The organism is Trinickia terrae, from assembly GCF_005144415.1.
Lineage (GTDB): Bacteria > Pseudomonadota > Gammaproteobacteria > Burkholderiales > Burkholderiaceae > Trinickia_A > Trinickia_A terrae.
This window is the reverse complement of the sequence record NZ_SWJE01000017.1, coordinates 12049-30283: the sequence shown is the minus strand read 5'-3', so window position 1 is coordinate 30283 and position 18235 is coordinate 12049. Positions and strand designations below refer to the sequence as shown.

At 64.6% G+C, this 18235-nt stretch carries 12 protein-coding genes; 5 read left to right on the top strand and 7 right to left on the bottom strand.

Annotated features, from left to right (window positions below; genetic code table 11):
* Nucleotides 1-2 precede the first annotated feature (2 nt).
* The 3 genes from FAZ69_RS27020 to FAZ69_RS27010 all read right to left on the bottom strand — a co-directional run bounded on the left by FAZ69_RS27020 (nucleotide 3) and on the right by FAZ69_RS27010 (nucleotide 5195).
* Nucleotides 3-800, bottom strand: a complete 798-nt coding sequence (locus tag FAZ69_RS27020; protein WP_136898164.1) for a hypothetical protein — start codon at nucleotides 798-800, stop codon at nucleotides 3-5.
* A 259-nt stretch (nucleotides 801-1059) separates the two neighbouring features.
* Nucleotides 1060-1821 carry a hypothetical protein gene (locus FAZ69_RS27015; protein WP_136898163.1) on the bottom strand — a complete coding sequence of 254 codons (762 nt, stop codon included), beginning with the start codon at nucleotides 1819-1821 and terminating at the stop codon, nucleotides 1060-1062.
* A gap of 500 nt (nucleotides 1822-2321) precedes the next feature.
* Entirely contained in the window at nucleotides 2322-5195 is a 2874-nt protein-coding gene (locus tag FAZ69_RS27010) for a bifunctional YncE family protein/alkaline phosphatase family protein (RefSeq protein WP_136898162.1), read from the bottom strand.
* 444 nt (nucleotides 5196-5639) lie between these two features.
* Here FAZ69_RS27010 and FAZ69_RS27005 point away from each other — a divergent pair, with 444 nt between their 5' ends.
* Nucleotides 5640-6284, top strand: coding sequence for a hypothetical protein (locus FAZ69_RS27005; RefSeq protein ID WP_136898161.1), 645 nt, complete (start codon nucleotides 5640-5642; stop codon nucleotides 6282-6284).
* Nucleotides 6285-6324: 40 nt separating this feature from the next.
* Here the strand turns inward: FAZ69_RS27005 and FAZ69_RS27000 are convergent, their stop codons facing one another.
* The gene (locus tag FAZ69_RS27000; RefSeq protein WP_136898160.1) at nucleotides 6325-10797 is read right to left on the bottom strand and encodes a hypothetical protein; all 4473 of its coding nucleotides are present in this window, start codon (nucleotides 10795-10797) and stop codon (nucleotides 6325-6327) included.
* 291 nt (nucleotides 10798-11088) lie between these two features.
* On the opposite strand from FAZ69_RS27000, the gene FAZ69_RS26995 reads away from it, so the two are divergent.
* Together FAZ69_RS26995 and FAZ69_RS26990 are read left to right on the top strand one after the other, a co-directional pair.
* Nucleotides 11089-11289, top strand: coding sequence for a hypothetical protein (locus tag FAZ69_RS26995; RefSeq protein ID WP_136898159.1), 201 nt, complete (start codon nucleotides 11089-11091; stop codon nucleotides 11287-11289).
* Nucleotides 11286-11900, top strand: coding sequence for a hypothetical protein (locus FAZ69_RS26990; RefSeq protein ID WP_136898158.1), 615 nt, complete (start codon nucleotides 11286-11288; stop codon nucleotides 11898-11900). Before FAZ69_RS26995 ends, FAZ69_RS26990 begins: the two co-directional genes overlap by 4 nt.
* Before the next feature lie 69 nt (nucleotides 11901-11969).
* On the opposite strand, the gene FAZ69_RS26985 is transcribed toward FAZ69_RS26990, so the two are convergent.
* The 3 genes from FAZ69_RS26985 to FAZ69_RS26975 all read right to left on the bottom strand — a co-directional run bounded on the left by FAZ69_RS26985 (nucleotide 11970) and on the right by FAZ69_RS26975 (nucleotide 15135).
* The gene (locus tag FAZ69_RS26985) at nucleotides 11970-12737 is read right to left on the bottom strand and encodes a hypothetical protein (protein WP_136898157.1); all 768 of its coding nucleotides are present in this window, start codon (nucleotides 12735-12737) and stop codon (nucleotides 11970-11972) included.
* Between the two features lie 399 nt (nucleotides 12738-13136).
* Nucleotides 13137-14090 (bottom strand): alpha/beta hydrolase, encoded by a 954-nt coding sequence (locus FAZ69_RS26980; protein WP_136898156.1) that lies wholly within the window; start codon nucleotides 14088-14090, stop codon nucleotides 13137-13139.
* A 139-nt stretch (nucleotides 14091-14229) separates the two neighbouring features.
* Entirely contained in the window at nucleotides 14230-15135 is a 906-nt protein-coding gene (locus FAZ69_RS26975; RefSeq protein WP_136898155.1) for a hypothetical protein, read from the bottom strand.
* 454 nt (nucleotides 15136-15589) lie between these two features.
* Here FAZ69_RS26975 and FAZ69_RS26970 point away from each other — a divergent pair, with 454 nt between their 5' ends.
* A complete protein-coding gene (locus FAZ69_RS26970) occupies nucleotides 15590-16780 on the top strand; it encodes a M20 aminoacylase family protein (protein WP_136898154.1) in 1191 nt (396 codons plus the stop codon).
* 50 nt (nucleotides 16781-16830) lie between these two features.
* Nucleotides 16831-18147, top strand: coding sequence for an MFS transporter (locus FAZ69_RS26965; protein ID WP_439654805.1), 1317 nt, complete (start codon nucleotides 16831-16833; stop codon nucleotides 18145-18147).
* The last annotated feature ends 88 nt before the right edge of the window (nucleotides 18148-18235 follow it).

The following is an 18235-nucleotide window of genomic DNA, read 5'->3' as shown; positions in this document are numbered from 1 at the left end:
AATCACTGGGCAACCTTGTCGGGACCGGTGGATTGACGTGTTTCGCCAGTATTAGGATGCGGTTTAATGATGTCGTAGATGTACGAGGCAATTAATGATCCCATTACTCCGAGTGATATCGCAAACACACTTGAAATCACTAGCGCAATAACGGGTTTTGACTTTACAAAATCGAGGGCTCTATAGTAAATGGGCTTCCGGATTTTCCTTATTTCTTTTTGTATAATCTTGATAGTTTGATTTGGAATGCGCTCACTCTTGCTTCGCGTCTCGCATTCTTCGCAAATTATAGGCTTGTTGCATGATTCAACGAGATCGGTCTTTATGCCGTTCATATCGAAAAGGCATCCTCGTGTTTCATCGTGAGTAAAATTTGGCGCTGCATCAATTTCCGGAATCTTGTTTCCTGATCGCCGGTAGCGAAGCGAGTATGCGTACAGAACACGCAGAATTGCATTTGCAAGCGGAATGTTCTCCGCATTTAAAATATCTTTAATTTCGAAAAATGTGAAGATGATCTGCTTGTCGCCAAGCGGTCTAGCAAACCAGTTATCTTCGAGCGGAACATTGACAATCGAAATTAGAAAGTCGGCGTTGTAATTTGCTTTGGGGGGAAGTTGTTCTTTAAGTAATTTATCGGAGAACGTCCAATTACCTATATCCGAGTCACAGCGTAATTCGTAGTTTTCCACGTCGCCGATCAACTCAAAAACCTCAGATTTCCATGCCGAAACCGTGTTGAGGTTGAGGTGCAGCGGCAAATGACCAACAGTAACGAGTTTAATTTTTACTTTTTCCATGTGTTCACTGTCGCAAAAGCGATAATGCAGAGTCAACCGATACCACGGGACTCTACCCCAGCGTGACCCCGGGTGTCAATATACAGTGGGAGGTAAATGTCTGCATTACGGAAGTTAGTGAAAATGTTCGAATTATGGCCTGAGGCGGCCATTCATCATCAGCCGCTTCCGACACAAAGTCGTCACTCACGTCGCCTCGAAGATTGGGACGCCAATTCCTTCTCCATTATTTTTACCGCTAGACCTAGGGGCCGTATTTTTATTTCTTTCTATGTGAAGAAGTCCACTTGCCCGATAATTCCATAAAATTTTTCGTATATATAAGAGCGGACTCAGCGTCGTCAGCAAGGTAAGCTACTAGACCATGCGTTGCATCGTTTCCGTTAGCTCTAATGTTATCCATGTCGTAGAATAGCCGATGATCGATATTATCAAAATCAAGAAGGTTTCTTATCTCGGCGTTTTTATCATCGCTCGTTCCACTGATATCGCCGACGAGGAGTTGTTTCATTCTCGCGAACAGCGGTTGTGCTGGTTTTTTATCTGGAAAGCGCGCATTCCACATGTGAATTGATTTAATGTCAATAATTTTTCTGCACAAAATTCCTACAGCATCCCATGCTTGCAGGCGGTAGCATTTTTCTGCCTGATTATACAAGTCGAAAATATCCACAGTGAGGGGGGGAAAGTACTTTGGTGGAAATAGAGCTGGTACGTCAAAATTTATTATCAGGTCCTTGCTTTGCTTGAGCTGCCTATGCTCGTCAGAGAAATTTTCTAGAGATGCGGTCGAATTTTTAACTTCATCATGAATGACAGAAACGCAGGCGCAGACAAAATTATTGCAACTTCCGCAAAAGGAAACGACCGAAAAAAGTCCAAAGTCATAGGTCCGCCACTCATCATGATGATACATTTCTGCAACCACGGAGCCGTTATCTGTGCTGTTTTCTGAAATCTGAAATTTCCCATATCTCTCACATCTTGGGCATTTGGCTTCGAAATAAAGTGGGATCGCCATAAATTTCTCCGGATTTAAAAGACGACATGGTAACTGATTTGCTGAGTTTCATTAATTTTCTAGGCTTGCGCCACGCGACTTAACCAACTGGAATATATTCAAGTTGAACTTCGATTTATCCGAAAGGCTATTAATGAATTTGCGAAAATCTCTGGGGGACACCATTTCGACTTGGCGCTAGTAATGGCTGCTTTCTGCCGGGACCTGAATGGCTCCTTTTGGCCGCACTCGGCCAGCCACAAAAAAGATCACGCCCCGAGGTGGGATTCAAGCCGAGGCATGCATGTCAGCACGCCAGAGAAGAGCGCACTATGCGCAATACACCTCTGCCTCGCATGAGCAAAGGTGAACAATTGCGACTTGCGATGCAAAAAACCGCGCTTTGAATCACGCCAAACGAGCACGGATACACCCGGCCAAACCGGCTTCTCTTCCGATTGCATTCGGCACCGAATCGACTACACAAGATAAAAATTGGAGGACCACTCGAGGTGCGGTCGTCAGCCCTTCATTCCACGCTTCGCGGCCACCGGCGCATCGTCGTCGTCGTCGTCACGCTTCCTCTCCGTCTGCGCCTCTCCCGGCCGCACGGGATACGCCTTCGCACCCATCAGCCCCTTCCACAGCACCTTGTTGTATGCGACCGCGTCGACCCGGTCCTCGACCGAAAAATCCATCCCGCGCGTCACCGACGCCCAGTAACGCATCCCGTGCGTTGGCCTCAGCGCGGCGGTCTTGATGTCACCCGCCGGGATCGGTAACTGCGTGTTCGCGAGCAGCCCCGACGCGACCGCCTTGTAAGTCCACGTCGACTTGTTCAGGTCGAACGCATCGGTCATCGGCCCTTGCGTCGCGTCAAACAGGCCGAGGTGATCGAGACCGAGCACCTCGGTGATCGTACGGATCATGTTGACAGTCGTGTAGTGCGTGCTCACCACCGAACCCTGCTTCACATACGGCCCGATCACGAACGCGGTGCTGCGGTGCGCGTCGACATGATCCGGTCCGTCCTGCGCGTCGTCCTCGACAACGAAGATCAGCGTGTTCGCCGCGTATGGACTGTTCGCGACCGCCTGCGCGACGCGGCCCACCGCGTAGTCGTTGTCGGCCAGCTGCAGCTCCGGCGTGTTCACGCCGTCGATTGCCGCCGCGTACGCGCCCGTGTGGTCGTGCGGCAAGCGCAGCAGCGTCAGCGCCGGCATCTGGCCATTGCCGACGAAACCCTTGAATTCGCGCTCCCATTCCAGTTCGCGATACAGGTCGGGGTAACCGTTGTCGTAGCCTCGGAAGAACGGATCGGTGCGATCGATCAGCGCGGGGCTCGTTGCATACGCTTGCAGCACGTGGTCGACGAACGGCGTGCGGTCGCGCGGAATCGCATTGCTGCCGATATAGCGCGTCAGGTCAATGAAGAAACCGTAGTTGCGCACCGTCAGCCCCGCACGCAGCGCGGCGTTCCAGATGTAGCCCTGCTGAACAGCGTCGGACGGCCCGTCCGGCGCGGACACGTCCGCGTTGCCCGGCAACAGGTCGGGGTCGGCCGGCAGCGCGGGATTCGCGGCTTGGCGCCGCGCACCCGACAGGCCGACGTTGACGTTGCGGTTGGCGCCTTCCCAGTCGTACGAGCCGCCGCGCGATGTGGGCGATGTGGACCGGACCGGGCTGTTCGCGTAGTTGACGGGCAGCATCTTCGCGCCGGCGTCGGATTCGCGCGCACCGGTGGTCCACGGCCAGCCGTTGCCGCTCACGTCGCCGGAATCGTGGAAGTTGTCGAGCGTCACGAATGTCTTCGCGAGCGCGTGCATGTTGGGCGTCGTCGCATCCGGAAATTCCGCGAGCGACGGATCGCCGTTGCCGCGGCCCAGATCGCCGAGGATCTGGTCGTACGTGCGGTTCTCCTTGACGATGTAGATCACATGCCGGATCTTCTGGCGCAGCGCCGACATCGTCGCGATGTCGGCTGCCGTGAGCGCCGCGTTGAAGCTGTTGTTGTCCGCAACCTGTTTCGTCAGCCGGTCGAGCGCCGCGCGATCCAGCGCCGGCATCCACATGAAGCCGCCCTTGCTGAGCTGGGCGATGTACTGGTTTTGCACCTGCGCGACGGGCGTGTGCTTCACCGGGCACGGCGTCGCGCCGTAGCCGAGGCAGTTGCCGCCGTTCGGGCCCGGCATGTTCTTCGTATAGACAACGTAGAGCGCGTTGCCCGGCCCCGCAGCGACGTCCGACGGATACCAGCCGGTCGGGATCAATCCGGTCACTGTCGGCGTATCACCCGCCAGCGATACGACCGCGACGTCGTTGGTGCCGCGGTTGGTCACGTACAGCGTCTGCTCGTCCGCCGACAATGCAAGCCCGTTCGGCGACGCGCCGCGATACTGCATCTCGGTGATGAGCCCCGCCGGCGCCACCGTCGATACGCTCGACACGACCCGGTTCGCCGCCGTGTCGATCACCGACACGATGTCGGCGTTGTCGGACGCGACAAAGAGGCGCGTCTGAGCGCGGTTCAGCACCATCTTGTTCGGATTGCCCTTGACCGGAATGCGCGCGGCCACGCGCGGCGCATTCGTCGAGATGTCGACGGCGACGATCTCGCGGTCGCGTTCGCTCGACACGTAGGCGGTATGGTTGCCGACGATGCGCACCGCGTTCGGGTATTCGCCGCCCGGCGCACCGGACGCGCCATCGCTCTTGCCCGGCCGCAGGTCGCGCTCGGCGATGACCGCGCCTCCCGCGAGATCGACGAGCGTGACGGAGTCGTGATAGCGGTTCGCGACCACCGCGCGCTGGCCGTCCGCCGTCACGTCGACGCCGGTCGCGAGCGGCGAGCTGCCGATGCCGTTGCCGCCCTTGTGATGCAGCGCGATCGGCGCGCCAACCTCGCCCCACGCACCCTGCGTGAGCGCGAACACGTGCAGGTCGTCGTCGCCTCCGCCCGTCACGTAGAAATGCTGGCCGTCCGGCGCGAACACGATGCCGACGTAGGTATCGGGCACCTGCAGCACCTGCTTCTTCACCGGCGCGCCGCCAGACACGTCGAACACGAACACGTATTCACCCGAATCGGCCTTGATCAGCTTGCCTTGCGCGTCCAACACGTTGTTGTAGCCGCTCGTCAGCACGAGCAGGGTCTTGCGATCGGGACTGAGCGCTTCCGACACCGGCTGACCGGCGACGAAATCGGGCAAGTCCTTCAGCCCCGGATTCAGCGCTACGAGCGTCGCGCCGGGCGCCGCCCCCGGCGTGATTCGCTGTCCGGTCGACAACAGCGTCGACGTTGTATCGCCCAGTTTCGCGGTGGTGTCCACGGGACCGTTGCTGCACGCGATGAACGTCGCTGCAACCGCACCGGCAAGAAGGAGAGTCTTGTACATGAGCACCCCGGATGAAGGCGTTTCCGCACGATGGCGGCAACGTCATGATTACAGTTCGTAATGATCGGTAGACTAATGGCCGTGGATGAAGCGGCCATGACAATGTGTACTCAGGTATCCGATGCGTGTGGATATTTCGCGGGCACCATCGCCGCCTTACAACGTCACGTACTCACGCACAAAAGGCAGCCTTGATCAGGCGCTTACGATCGTCCAACCGGCGAAGCGGTGCAATATCCTGGCGCACTCCGCCAACGGCCGCAACTGGCTGCTCTGCGGCACCTCGGCAGCCGCTTGCACCCGCCGCTCTCACTGCGCCGCACAATGACAAATCCAGCGCGGAATACGGATACCCGGAATTTCGTGTGGCGCGCCGCAACGTTTTGCGCCGGAATCGACACTCACGGTCAGCATCCCGCCATAACCCCTTGAGAGAAGACCCTATTGAATACCTCAGATGAAACGCGCCTCGAGGCGGCGCTGAAACGGCTGGGCAGGGCGCTCGGGACGAAACCTGGCAAGCGGCTCGCGTGCCTCCTGCTGCCGCTCGTGGCGGCCTGCGCGTGTAGCGGCTTGATTCCGCCGTCCAACGTCGAGATCGATCCCGCCGCCCTCGAGCAGATGAAGGACCACGGCGACCGCATGATCGTCGTGACCGTGGCCAACCCGAGCGAATCGGTGCCGCTGATCGCCGGCACGACGGCCGGCGGCTACGGCGGCGCGCCCGGCTATGCGGCCTACGGCAGCGCGCGCACGACCGTGGCCGCGCTCGCGAACGACTACCGGCTGCGCGAGGTGACGGCTTGGCCGATCGTCGAATTGAAGGTGCACTGCGCCGTGTTCGAGGTGACGGGCCTGGAGACCCGCGACGCCGTGCTCGAGAAGCTCGCGCACGACAGCCGCGTGCAGATCGCGCAGCCGCTGCAGTCCTTTTGCACGCTGAGCTCGCGCTCTGGGCCGCCGGCCGGCTCGCTCGCGGCGCCCGGCTACGACGGCAACTATGTCGGCCTGCAGTACGGACTGCGCGACATCGGCGCGCTCGCCGCCGTCTCCCCCAATGCCTGCCCGCCGGCGAGAGCCGCGCGGTAAAAGGCGAGCGCGAGGCGCGCGCAGCGCGCCAAGGACATCGTCATGCCCCCGCCGTAGTCTCTGTCCTGGGGTGGTGCGTGCTGACCTCGGGCATCGGCTCGCGCATCCGCGCCTTCACCCAGGCGTTCGCGATCGGCAGCGGCACGACCACCGCGCTCAGCTCCCGGTCGCTCGCGACCGTGTCCGCCGCGCTCAGCTGGAGGCCGAGGTTGATGCCCTTGGTGGCGCGCGCGGTCTGCGCCTCGAGCGCGAAGGTCTGCATCGGCCGCCACGCGCTCTCGTCTGCGAGCCGCGCCTCGATGGCCTGCGCGATCGACGCGAGCATCGGATGTTCCGGGTTGCTTTCGTGAAGGCCATGGGCGACCGCGGCCAGTTCGTCGATCTTCTTGCGGTCTACCTCGCTGAGGCGGTAGCGCGTGACGAAGTGCTGCCCCGGTCCGGCCCAGTTCTTCGCTTTCTCCAGGAAGTTCTTGAATTCCTGGGGTCCTTTCTCCGCGCCGTAGGTTGCCTTGAAGACCTCGGTGAACTGGGCATGGCGGTTCTTGTCCGTCAGGAACGCGACGAACGCCTTGGCCTGGCGCTCCTCGAACTCGCGCAGCGTGTAGTGCTCCGAGAGCTTGCCTTCTTTCACGATGGCGCGGAACGTCGCGTTGAACCCCATGTCGCTCAGCTGGTAGTTTCTCGTGACCGACGTCGCGCCGCTCGCCAGCGATGAAGTCACGGCGCCCTGGGCATGGCTCAGCGGGACCGCGGGGGTGGAAAGCGAGACCCCGGCCGTGCCGTTCTGCTGGAAGCGCCACAGGAAGTTGGCGCGCGCGAGCCGGTTGCGGCCCGTCTCCTCTTTGCGCTGGTTGGATCCGAACGTCGTCAGGTCGGCGGAATAGCCCGCGGATACGCCGGCGCGCACCACCTCCGAGCTGCCGAATGCGCCGGCGATCGTCTTGCCGAGCGCGTGTCCGCCCCGCAGGCCGACCGACGCGTTGACCGAGTGGTGGATGTTGAGCGCCTCCTGATCCTGCCAGCCGATCGAGATCGTCTTGCTCTCGAAGAACTCCCCGGCGATGTGCTCCCACATTTTTTCGGGGTTGAGATCGCCGTGCTCGCCCTTGGCGATCCCCCAGACGAGATCGTTGAAGCGGACGAGCTCGTCGCGCGCGGCGGCCGTATCGAAGCCCGAGCGGTCGCTCTTCGGCGGACGCAGCACGCGCACCATGACGCCGCGCGTCTTCACCGCTTCCCCGAGGAGCGGCGTGACTTCGGCGCCGAAGTTGAGCTGCCCGAGGATCTTCTTGAGCTTGCCCGGCCCGACGGCGAAGTTCATGCCCGCACCCAGCGAGCCGCCCACTTGCCGCTGCGAGCCGATGAAGATCTCGCCGCCGTGCGTGGTCGAGCCGATGGCCATCACGGCGTTGCTCGTGCGCCCGAGCCGCAAGTCGAGCACGGGTGTCGCGGTGAACGGCAAGACTTTCTTCGCGAGGCGATGAACCGTCTCCGAAATGGAGGCGGTGTTGATCCCGGCCGTGCCGCCGTTGGAAGCGGTGAGCGGGTTGCCCCAGTTGTGCTCCTGCAGGTACGCGCGGGTAAAGCGGTGCAGGCCGTCCGGGGTGAGATCGTCGGGACGCACGGCCGACTGATCGACGATCGCGAGCGAGCGGCGCAGCGCCTCGCCGAATTCGGTTTCCACGAGGCGGGTCGGCGCATGGGGCGCGGAGGACGGCGCGGCGCTCTCGCTGCTCTCGACGCCGGCTTCGGCTCGAGCGGCGTCGGCAGCGGCCACGGCGTCGGCGCGTGCCTGAGCGTCGGTGCGCGCCTGCTGAGGCGTCTTGCCGGCGTCGATTTCCTCGCCGAGCAGCGTGCGCGCCACCGTCTGCACATTCGCGTCGGCGGCCCATTTCTTCAAGTCCTTGACGGTCAGCTCGCGGCTGACCTCGCGCTCGAGCTTGAAGCCGCCTTTGAACTTGAGCTTGGTCTTGCTGCCGGCCCAGCGTTGCAGATGGCCTTCGATGCGGCTGCGCGCCGCCTCGTTGTCGACGCCGTAGCGGGTCGCGATCTTTTGCGCGATCTCGCCGAGCGCGGCTTGGTCGAGCTTGTTGCCCAGCGGGCGCATCGGGCTGTCCTCGCGCGCGACGAGCGACTCCCAATGCTCGAGCACCGCGGCCACCACCACTTTTTCCGGCAGCGCCCGCGCGCGCTCGTTGCGCACGTCGGGGGCGAAGACTGCGGGATCGGGCTGGTAGTGCTCGCGCAGGATCTTGACCGCCTTGGCCGCGTTCTCGTCGAGCCGCGTCGCGTCATCGTCCGGGTGCATGAGCCAGTCGTTGTTCGCGCCGAATTTGCGCAGGCCGGTCAGCGGCGACTTCTTGCGGCCGATCACCTGCTGGGCCCGTGTCGCCAGGATGCGCGCCTTCGCGTCGAGGACCTTGGCGGTCGAGCGCACCATGTCGTTGCGTTCGAACTTGACGTTGCGCAGGTCCTGCAAATGGTTCGCGCGCTGCACGTACTTGCTCATCTTCGCGAGCCGCCCCTGGACTTTGGCGAGCTCCGTGCCGGGCCCGCTCTCGTGAAAGCCGTTGTCCCACGAAAAGAGCGCGGCTTTATCGCTGGGCCGGAGCGTGTGCGGAGCGTCGTCGGGCGCATCGAGCACGCGGGCTTCGATATCTAGCACCTGTTGCGCGAGCGTCGCCTGCCCGGTCTGGACGGCGCCCCGCGCGGTGCTCGCATGCACCGCGAGATCGGCCGGCTTGCCGCGCTCGGCCTCGACCTTGGCGACCGCTTCCAGCAGGCGCTTGACGTCGGCGCGGCGGTGCTCGGGGACGCGGGGGCCCATCAAGCGCATGAGCGCGTCGTAGCCGGCGGGCGATGCGGCAAGCCTCGCCGCGGTGCTCAGCGCATCCACTTGCGCCTGCTGGAACGTGCTGCGGTTGCTGTTCAGCCGCATCAGGTCGCGCAGCTCCGCGCGCTGTTGCGGGCCGCTGTCGGAATGGATGCTGCGAAGCGGCAGGAACAGGCCGGACTTCAATGCATCGATCGCGGCGCTCGCGCGCTCCGCTTGACCCTCCGTCACCTGCGCGAGGCGCTCCGAGATCAGCATGTGATGCGTGAATTGCAGCTCGGTGTGGGGCGGTGTCGTGTTCCGATTGGCCGGTTGCCCGGACGATTGCCTGTCTGCCTGATCGACTGTTTGCGCTGTGGCTGCTTGCTCGGTTGCCTGTTCGGCGGTCTGCCCGGCGCCCGGGAGCGAATCGTGGAGCTCGGCCGCCAGCGCGTCGAGCGCTTCCGCTTGCTCCGGGAACAACGTTTTCATGTGCGTGTCCAGGGCGGCGCGCGTCGTGAACGCCGGGGCGATCTCCTCGACCTGGGTCTTTCCGCGCGCCGCCGCGTCGCGCTTGCCGCGCAGCGAATCCGGCGAGAACAGCTGGCGCACGAACGCCTTGGCGGCCTTGAGCTTCTTGCTCTGGCGCAAGCCTGCTTCGGCCGGCGCCAGCGGAGGCGGATCCAGCGATTCGGCAGGGGTCGCGGCCGGCGCCGGATTCAGCTTCGGGCCGCCGATCGGCAGGCTCATCGGCCGGGAGGGCTTCGTCGTCGTGCTCAAGCCCAGGATCGTCGTGTCCGTGCTCACGTGATATGGATTCGCGTGCCGGACTTCGTGCGCGCGGCTTGGCAAGTCGGCGCCAGGGCGGCCGGCCGGTTGTGGAGCGGTCTCGCCGTTGTTGGTGTTTGCCGTGCTGGTGTTGCGGCCGGTCTCGTTCTCTTCGACGATCTCGGTTTGCGGGTTGCCGGCGGTGTGTTGCGTGTTGTCGTTTCGCGCAGTCTCGTTCTCTTCGACGATCTCGGTTTGCGGGTTGCCGGTGGCGCGGTGCGTGCCGTCGTTTCGCCCGGTCTCGTTTTCTTCGACGGTTTCGATTTCCTGGGTGCCGGTAGCGCCTTGCGCAGCGTTGTTTTGCGCGGTTTCGTCTGGTGTCGAAACGGGCAGCGGATCGTGCTCCTCCGAGCCCGGCGAAATGCTGCCGGACTCGTCGCTATCGGTCGGCGTAGGGGTGCGGAGGTGGACCTCCACGTCATCGCTGAACGTCACGCGGAGCTCGCGGACGGGAGTACTCGGCGGCTGCGCGGGCTGCCTGCCGATCACCCGCGCGCGGGCGTTCGTGCGCGACAGTTGCGGGCCGTCGCCGGGCTCGTCCGGGGTCGATTCGAGCCGCGCGCTGCCGCCCGTGGTCCGTTGCATGTCGAGGACGTTCGCGCGCCGCGGCGGCGATTCCGTGCCATGGCCGTGCTCGCTTGTCCCGGTCTCGGTAGCGCTCGCGCTCGATTCCGCACCCTGGGAACGCGCGCTCTTCTTCTTCCCGCCGAGATGCTTCAGCGGCGAGCCAAACGAAATCGAAAAGAAGCTCTTCGAGCGTTTGCGCTCGCTGCCTGGCGTCCCCGGCGGCGGCGCGGACGAAGAACTCGCGGCCCCGGCGATGTGCTCCGGCGTGCGGGAGGGATGCGTTCTGCTTGTCGTTGAGCGAAGCATGGTGGCTCCGTTAAGTGAGCGTGACGGCCACAGGAGACGCAATCCGCAAACGTGAGCGGATGCGCCAATGTGAGCGAAGGGTAGCGAGGGGGAAACGCGGCCGATGAAAGCGGCGGCGAAAGATTGGCGTTGGCGGCGAAATCGGGTGCGCGAAAGGCGAGCAGAGCCGTTGCCGGGTGCGCCGTTTCGCTGTTGTCCCCGCGGATTCGCTCGCGCGGGACGGCGTGCGCTGCGGCGGCGGCGAGAATCGGCCCATCACATTGTCCGCCATGACTCGATGAGGGGAAGACGATGAAAGCCAACCGTGTCCGCCGCCGTCACATGCCTCGGCTGTTGCCGCTTGCGGTCGCCTGCTGCCTCGGCACGTTCAGTTCTCAGCCGGTTTCCGGAGTCCGCTTCGAGTCGGCTGCCCGCTATCGGCCGGCCGATGCGCTGTGGCTGCGCCTGGCCGGTTCGGAGCGCGCTCCGCTCATGGTGCGGTGGGTGAAATGATCAGGATCTCGAATCAGATCGCCACACCCCCTGCCGGCGGGGAACCGGCGGCCGATAAGGCGCTGCAGCCGTCCAAACCCGAGGCGGACCGCAAGGGGGCGCCCGGGGCGCCCTTGCAGGCGCTGGCCAAGCGCAGCGCATCGAGTGCGGACGCCGCAAGCGGCCAGCTTCGTGCGAACGCCGCACCGCCGCGGGCGGCCTTGCCGGGCCTGAAGCGCGAGTCCGCCGGCGCGATGACGCTTGCTGTCCGGGCGCATGATGCTGGCAGGGCGCAGGCGCACACGCACGCAGATGAAGCGAAGCCGCAGGGACATGAGCTTGCGCTCGCCTTCAAGCCGTCGCTTACGCCTGGGGATGCGCATGGCGCGGATGGCGAATCGCACACGCCGGAACACACGCACGCCGCCGACGCCAAGCCGCACGAACCCGAGCATCCGCACGCCGGCGAACACGAGGAACCCGCTTTCGACCACGAAGCCCATTTGGCGCATCACCACGCGCAAATCGCGGCGGCGAAGGCACACCTCGATCCCCACAAGCGTCTCTCGGACTTCATGCAGCGCCTGTCGCAGCACAAGGCGAACGTGTTGACGAAGCTCGTCGGCGGCTGAGGCTCGGGCGCATCGATGACCCGGGACGGCGCCCGCAGCCGAGCCCGGCAACGCGGGCTTATCGGGGAATCACCTGTCCGCTTCGAGCGGGCATCCCGCGAATTCATGCGGGCACTTGATTTCCGGGCGGAAGAGTCCGTTGACGATCTGGTTCATGTCTTCTTCCTTGCGGCAGCTCAGCAGCTTCTTGCGGCTGCCCGCGCTGAATGTTCGAGCCGCCTCGACGATCGAGAGCCCGAGGGCCTGCCGCATGTGCCGTCCATGGAAGACATGCTCGGCGGTGCCCACGGGCGTTCCGGTCCAAAGCACCATTTCACGCGCAGTCAGCTTGCCTTGGAGCAGCTCCGGATAGGGCGCGCCCGGCTTCAGCATTTCCTGCAGCGACATCCACGAGGCGCGGGCCAGCGCGGGGTGAGCGTCGATGTCGAAACGATAGAGCCGCTCGCCGAAGCGGGAGCGCTGCTTCTTGGGGCGTCGGCCGACCTCGATGGAGAAGAACACGAATCCGTCGTTGCGCAGGCTAGTCAGGTCGGCGCGGGTCGAATGCGTATCGTCGAAAGGGATGCCGCGTTTCAGCAGGTTCTCGCGGGAATAGATCCGCACGACCGGTGCGTGCTTTCGGTCCTGCTCATGATCGTGCGGCGCTCCCGCGAGCGGATGGTTTTCCTTGACGATGCGCGCGTTCGTTGCGTGCGTGGCGATCAGCGGCATGCGATAGAACGCGTCGAGAAACGTCTGCTCCTCGCTCGACGTGTGGCCAAGTCTGTGCATCAGCGCGATCAGGTTGGCCGAGGACAAATGCTGCAACCGTTCGATGCCCGGTTGATCGTTTTTCATCCAGCTCGGCTTCCCGGCAATCGGCCTGGCCTCTTGCGTGCGGGGATGAGGGACGGACTTCGGCCAGACGCCGGCGGACCGCGGCGGCGGGGCGAGGAGATGGTCGTACGCCTTGCGGCCGTGCCATTGCGCAAACGCCGTCAGCACGGGGCTGACGTGGCGGCGCCTGTGGTCCTCGCGGGGCGTGTCCGCTGCCGTGCTCGTGTGCCGTTCGTCAGCGGAGCGCGCTCCGCCAAAGCAAGCCTTCCATCTTTCGCCGATCTTCATGACGTGTATGAACCCGATTCGTTTGCATCGCGCCTTCGCGTCCTCGCGTATTCGGAAAAGTAGCGGAACGATGCTGCACGTGCGGGCGGCAAAACGAATATCGCTGTCCGCCGACGAATCGGATGCGCTGCTTCAGACTTTCTTCTCGTCTTTTCGCAATGCGCCGCGCAGCGCCTGCGCCATCTGCTCCTGGGCGAGGCGCGCCGCACGCACCGCGCCGCCCATGCTGATGAAGCCGTGTGCAAGGCCGTGATATTCGACGACGATCGCGTCGTTGCCGGCTTCGAGCAGGCGCTGACCGTAAGCCATCGCTTCGTCGCGCAGCGGATCGTAGGCGGCGACCTGCACGAGCGCGGGCGGCAGATTGGACAAATCGTCCGCGAACAGGGGCGCGGCGCGGAAATCGTTCTGCGGCTTGTCCGTGCCGAGGTAGTGATGGCCGAAGTAATCCATCGCACGCGCCGTCAGCGTGGGGCCGCCCGCATGCGTCGTGCGCGACGCGAACTCGCCGTACGCGCCGCCGGCCGCGGGCGGATAGACGAGCGCCTGGTGGGCGAGCGCCGGGCCGTCGTTATCGCGCGCGAGCAGGCACATCACGGCGGCGAGCAGCGCGCCGGCGCTGTCGCCGGCCACGGCGATCGCCGGATTGCCCGGCACGATCGACTCCGCATGGCGCGCGACCCATTGCAGGGCCGCCCAGGAATCGTCGACGGCGGCAGGAAACGGATGCTCGGGCGCGAGCCGGTAATCGACCGACACGATCGCCGCGCCGCTGTCTTCGCAGAGCTGGCGGCAGACGTTGTCGTAGCCGTCGAGGTCGCCGAGCACGAAGCCGCCGCCGTGGTAGTAGACGACGATCCCGCGCGCCGCCTCGCGCTTCGGACGATAGACGCGCAGCTTCAGCGTGCTGCCCGGGCCGTCGATCTGCTGGTCCGTCACGGCGACGTCGGCAGGGGGGACGTCGGCGGCCGCGAGGATCTGCCGGTAGAGCCCGCGGGCGGCTTCCGGCGGCAGGTCGGCGAGGTCCGGTGCGCCGGCGGCTCGCGCATGCGCGAGGATGAGGTCGAGGGTCTTGTCGAGTGGCATGGCGGGCGAAGTCGGGTCCGTGGTTGGGAATGGATGTGTCGAATAATTGTTATATTTAATATCTATTCTATGACGGGCACCCAGCCGCGGTATCGGGGAAAACGCGGGGACGTTCGACGCGGTTCGCTCCCGGGGCACCTCAGGCCGGGAGTGAAGACAGAACCTCGAGGATCGCCTGCACGTCGGCCCGCTGCGCTTCGATCGGGCGTCCGAGTTGCTGTGCCGCGCGGGCAGCAGCGACTTCCGCGCTGAGCGGATCGGAGCACATCGACGCTTTCACCCGGCGAACGAACTCCGTGCTGAGAACGTGAGGCGCGCTTCGCTCCGTCAGCCCTGCCAGGTCGTCGAACCACGCGACCGCACGCGCGGTGATGCGCGCGGCTGCCGCGACCTGCCGGCGCAATCCCGCTTCGCCCAGCTGTTGCTTGACCAGCGACGTCGCTTCACCCGCTTCCTTGCGCGCCTGCCTGCCTTCGACGTCTGGATTGTTCACGGCTATCGGCACATAGCTGCGCAAGCTCTCGGCATTGCGATTGGCAAACCGGCTGTCGTCCGCGAACACCGGCGCTCCCTGGGCCCATGCATCGAGCACGACTGCCCGCTTACGATCTGTCGCGCCTATGCGAGCCTCTGCCCACTGATGCGATCGATTGGCCACGATGTGCAGCTCTTCCCCCGGACCGAGGCGCCCGGTATGCAAGACGCCCGATACGGCGCTGAATTCGCCGCAGCGGCCGGCGCCGAAGGCGAGCGCGGAGGCGGCCTGGTTGATGGCACGGCCGCGATAGTCGATCTCGGACGTACCGCGCATGCGATCCAGTTTCGGCACGAAACTTCGCGCCGCGTCGGCGCGCCAGCGGGACTCGCCTTCGGTGCGGGCCAGGTCTTCGCCGACGTTTCCCCGGCCGTGTGGAAGGTGCCGTCGCGCTTCGCTCAGGCTGGCGTCTGCCGCCTTCAGTCGAGCCACGTCGGCCGCCCCGATTGGGCGGCAGTCGAGAATGCGCGCCGCAAGGTAAGCAGCCAATGCCAGCCCCTCATGGCCCATCGAGGGCTCGTTCGCGGATCGGGATGGCGAAGCCGCAGCCGTTGGCGACGCGGTTCGGGGCGGCTGCGCGCTTGCAGCGCGAGGCGCCCCAGGCCGATTGCGTCCACGCAATGCCGCGAGCGGCCCTTCGTTTTGCGTCGGCGGTTGAATTGAGCCAGGGGTGGGGGCGCGCGCAAGGCCGGTGGATTCTGCCGGCGTCGCCGGGCTGGAGGCTGATAGCCGGGAGGGGCGCATTGGCAATGACCTTGGCGAAGTGGTGCGTTTGCCAACTATAAGGAAGCGTCGGCGAGGGCAGGGTGCGCAAGCTCGAAAATGCGTTGCCAATGGCGAAAACCCATGCGAACGACGCTCATCCCTCGCGACGCCCGCGCTGCACGAAATTCAATCGATGGGCGCAACGAATTTTGGACGGTGCGATACTCCCGAGCTTGCGCATTCGACAAGGAACACCGCCATGACCGACCATACCGGTCTCTGCCGCCTCTCCGATCTCGCCGCCTCGCGCGAAGAACTCGAGACGATCCGCCATCAGATCCACCAGCATCCCGAACTCTCCTACGAGGAAGCCGAAACGGCGGCGCTCGTCGCGGGCAAGCTCGAAGCATGGGGCTATGACGTGACGCGCGGCATCGGCGGCCACGGCGTGGTGGGCACGCTGAAGGCGGGCAGCGGCACGCGCACGATCGGCATTCGCGCCGACATGGACGCACTGCCGATCCGCGAGCAAACCGGCCTGCCATACGCGAGCCGGCATGACGGCAAGATGCACGCGTGCGGCCACGACGGGCACACCACGGTGCTGCTCGGCGCGGCCCAGTATCTGGCGCGCACGCGGCGCTTTGACGGCACGATCCACCTGATCTTCCAGCCGGCCGAGGAGGCGGGCTCGAACAGCGGCGCGCAGCAGATGATCGCCGACGGCCTTTTCGAGCGCTTCCCGTGCGACGCGATCTACGGCCTGCACAACCATCCGGGCGTGGCGGCCGGCACCTTCATGTTCCGCCCGGGGCCGTTCATGGCCGCCTGCGACACGGTCAAGATCGCGATCCACGGCAAGGGCGGGCATGCGGCGCGGCCGCATCTGAGCGTCGACCCGATCGTGATCGCGAGCGGCCTCGTGATGCAGCTGCAGACGATCGTCGCGCGCAACGTCGACCCGACCGAGACGGCCGTCGTCACGGTCGGCTCGATGCATGCGGGGCACGTCGCCAACGTGATTCCCGAGCTCGCGACGCTCGAACTGAGCGTGCGCTCGTTCAGCGACGACGTTCGCGCGCTGCTCGAAACGCGCATCCGCACGCTGACCGAGGCCCACGCCGCCGCGCATGGGGCAAGGGTCGAGATCGAGGTGATCCGCGGCTATCCGGTGCTCGTCAACGCGGCGCGCGAGACCGAGTTCGCGCGTCAGGTCGCGGCCGAACTCGTCGGTGAGGAGAACGTGATCGCACCGTTCCCGGCGATCGCGGGCAGCGAGGATTTTGCGTACTTCCTGCAGGAGCGGCCGGGCTGCTTCCTGCGGATCGGCAACGGGGCCGGCGCGCCGATGCTCCACAACGCGCACTACGACTTCGCCGACGACAACCTGACGGTCGGCGCGGCGTTCTGGGCGCGTCTGGCCGAGCGTTATCTCGGGGCTGGCGCGTAAGCGGCGCCGTCATCCCGTCATCCAACGAGGCGAGCATGCAACCTCCATCCATCAAGGAACAGCAGTTGTCCGAGCCGCGCGCGGGCAGCGTGGCAACTCACGCGAGCGAGGCCGATCCATCGGCGGTGTCCTCGCGCAAGGTCGTCGTCGCCGCGGTGATCGGCAACCTGCTCGAGTTCTTCGATTTCACCGTCTACAGCTTCTTCGCGCTGACGATCGGCAAGCTGTTCTTCCCGTCGAGCGATCCCATCACCTCGTCGCTGCTCGCGTTCGCGGTGTTCGCGGTCGGCTTCGTGATGCGGCCGCTCGGCGGGATCGTGATCGGCCGCTACGCGGACCGCAAGGGCCGCCGCGCCGCGCTGACGCTGACGATCGGCCTGATGGCGCTCGGCGCGGGCATGATCGGCGCGGCGCCGACCTACGCGCAGATCGGCCTCGCCGCGCCCGCGCTGATCGTGTTCGCGCGGCTCGTGCAGGGCTTCGCGCAAGGCGGCGAGTTCGGCGCAGCCACCGCGATGCTGCTCGAAACCGGCAGCGACCGCAGCCGCGGTTTTCGCGCGAGCTGGCAGCTCGCGAGCCAGGGCGGGGCGGCCTTGCTCGGCTCGGGCATGGCGGCGCTGCTGACGAACCTGCTCACCGAGCCGCAACTGCATGCGTGGGGCTGGCGCGTGCCGTTCCTGATGGGCATGCTGATCGCGCCGGTCGGCATCTACCTGCGGCGGCACATCGTCGAGGAGCCGCCGAAGGCCGACGCCGGCGGCGTGCGCAATTGGCGCGCGCTCGACGTCCGCAACTGGTTTCTCGTCGTCTTCGCGATCATGGGGATGACGGTCGCGACCTATCTGCTGATGTACTACCTGCCGACCTACTGCATCCAGTACCTGAAGCTGCCGGCGCGGCTCTCGATGCTGGTGGGCGTTGGCGCTGCGCTCGTGTCGCTCGTGATGTGCCCGCTCTATGGCGCGTGGTCGGACCGCATGGGCCGCCGCAAGCCGCTGATCGTGACGGGGCGCGTGCTGCTGCTCGTGCTGATCTATCCGGCGTTCTGGATGATGACGCACTTTCCGGCGCTGCCCGCCGTGATGGCGATGATGCTCGCGCTGATGCTCTGCTACACGATGGGCTCGGGGCCGGCCTATGCGCTGATGCCCGAGAATTTTCCGAAGGCGATCCGCGCGGGGTTCATGTCGAGCGCCTATGCGGTGTCGGTGTCGCTCTTCGGCGGCACCGCGCAGCTCGTCGCGGCGTGGCTGATCCGCGTGTCGGGGAATGTGATGGCGCCGGCGTGGTACATGATCGCCGCCGTGCTCGTGTCGCTGGCGGCGGTGTCCTGGCTGCGCGAGACCGGAGGACGGCCGCTGGATTGAAGGAGGGCGGTGAACGGCACGGCTGATTCGCCGGCTGACCCGAAGTTTCGCTTGAAGCCGTTCCGCTATTGGCCGCTGTGCCGCACGA

What these genes read in the sequence shown, in the direction of transcription:
- FAZ69_RS27020 (WP_136898164.1), bottom strand. Translation starts at nt 800, where the DNA reads ATGGAAAAAGTAAAAATTAAACTCGTTACTGTTGGTCATTTGCCGCTG.
- FAZ69_RS27015 (WP_136898163.1), bottom strand. Translation starts at nt 1,821, where the DNA reads ATGGCGATCCCACTTTATTTCGAAGCCAAATGCCCAAGATGTGAGAGA.
- FAZ69_RS27010 (WP_136898162.1), bottom strand. Translation starts at nt 5,195, where the DNA reads ATGTACAAGACTCTCCTTCTTGCCGGTGCGGTTGCAGCGACGTTCATC.
- FAZ69_RS27000 (WP_136898160.1), bottom strand. Translation starts at nt 10,797, where the DNA reads ATGCTTCGCTCAACGACAAGCAGAACGCATCCCTCCCGCACGCCGGAG.
- FAZ69_RS26995 (WP_136898159.1), top strand. Translation starts at nt 11,089, where the DNA reads ATGAAAGCCAACCGTGTCCGCCGCCGTCACATGCCTCGGCTGTTGCCG.
- FAZ69_RS26990 (WP_136898158.1), top strand. Translation starts at nt 11,286, where the DNA reads ATGATCAGGATCTCGAATCAGATCGCCACACCCCCTGCCGGCGGGGAA.
- FAZ69_RS26985 (WP_136898157.1), bottom strand. Translation starts at nt 12,737, where the DNA reads ATGAAAAACGATCAACCGGGCATCGAACGGTTGCAGCATTTGTCCTCG.
- FAZ69_RS26980 (WP_136898156.1), bottom strand. Translation starts at nt 14,090, where the DNA reads ATGCCACTCGACAAGACCCTCGACCTCATCCTCGCGCATGCGCGAGCC.
- FAZ69_RS26975 (WP_136898155.1), bottom strand. Translation starts at nt 15,135, where the DNA reads ATGGGCCATGAGGGGCTGGCATTGGCTGCTTACCTTGCGGCGCGCATT.
- FAZ69_RS26970 (WP_136898154.1), top strand. Translation starts at nt 15,590, where the DNA reads ATGACCGACCATACCGGTCTCTGCCGCCTCTCCGATCTCGCCGCCTCG.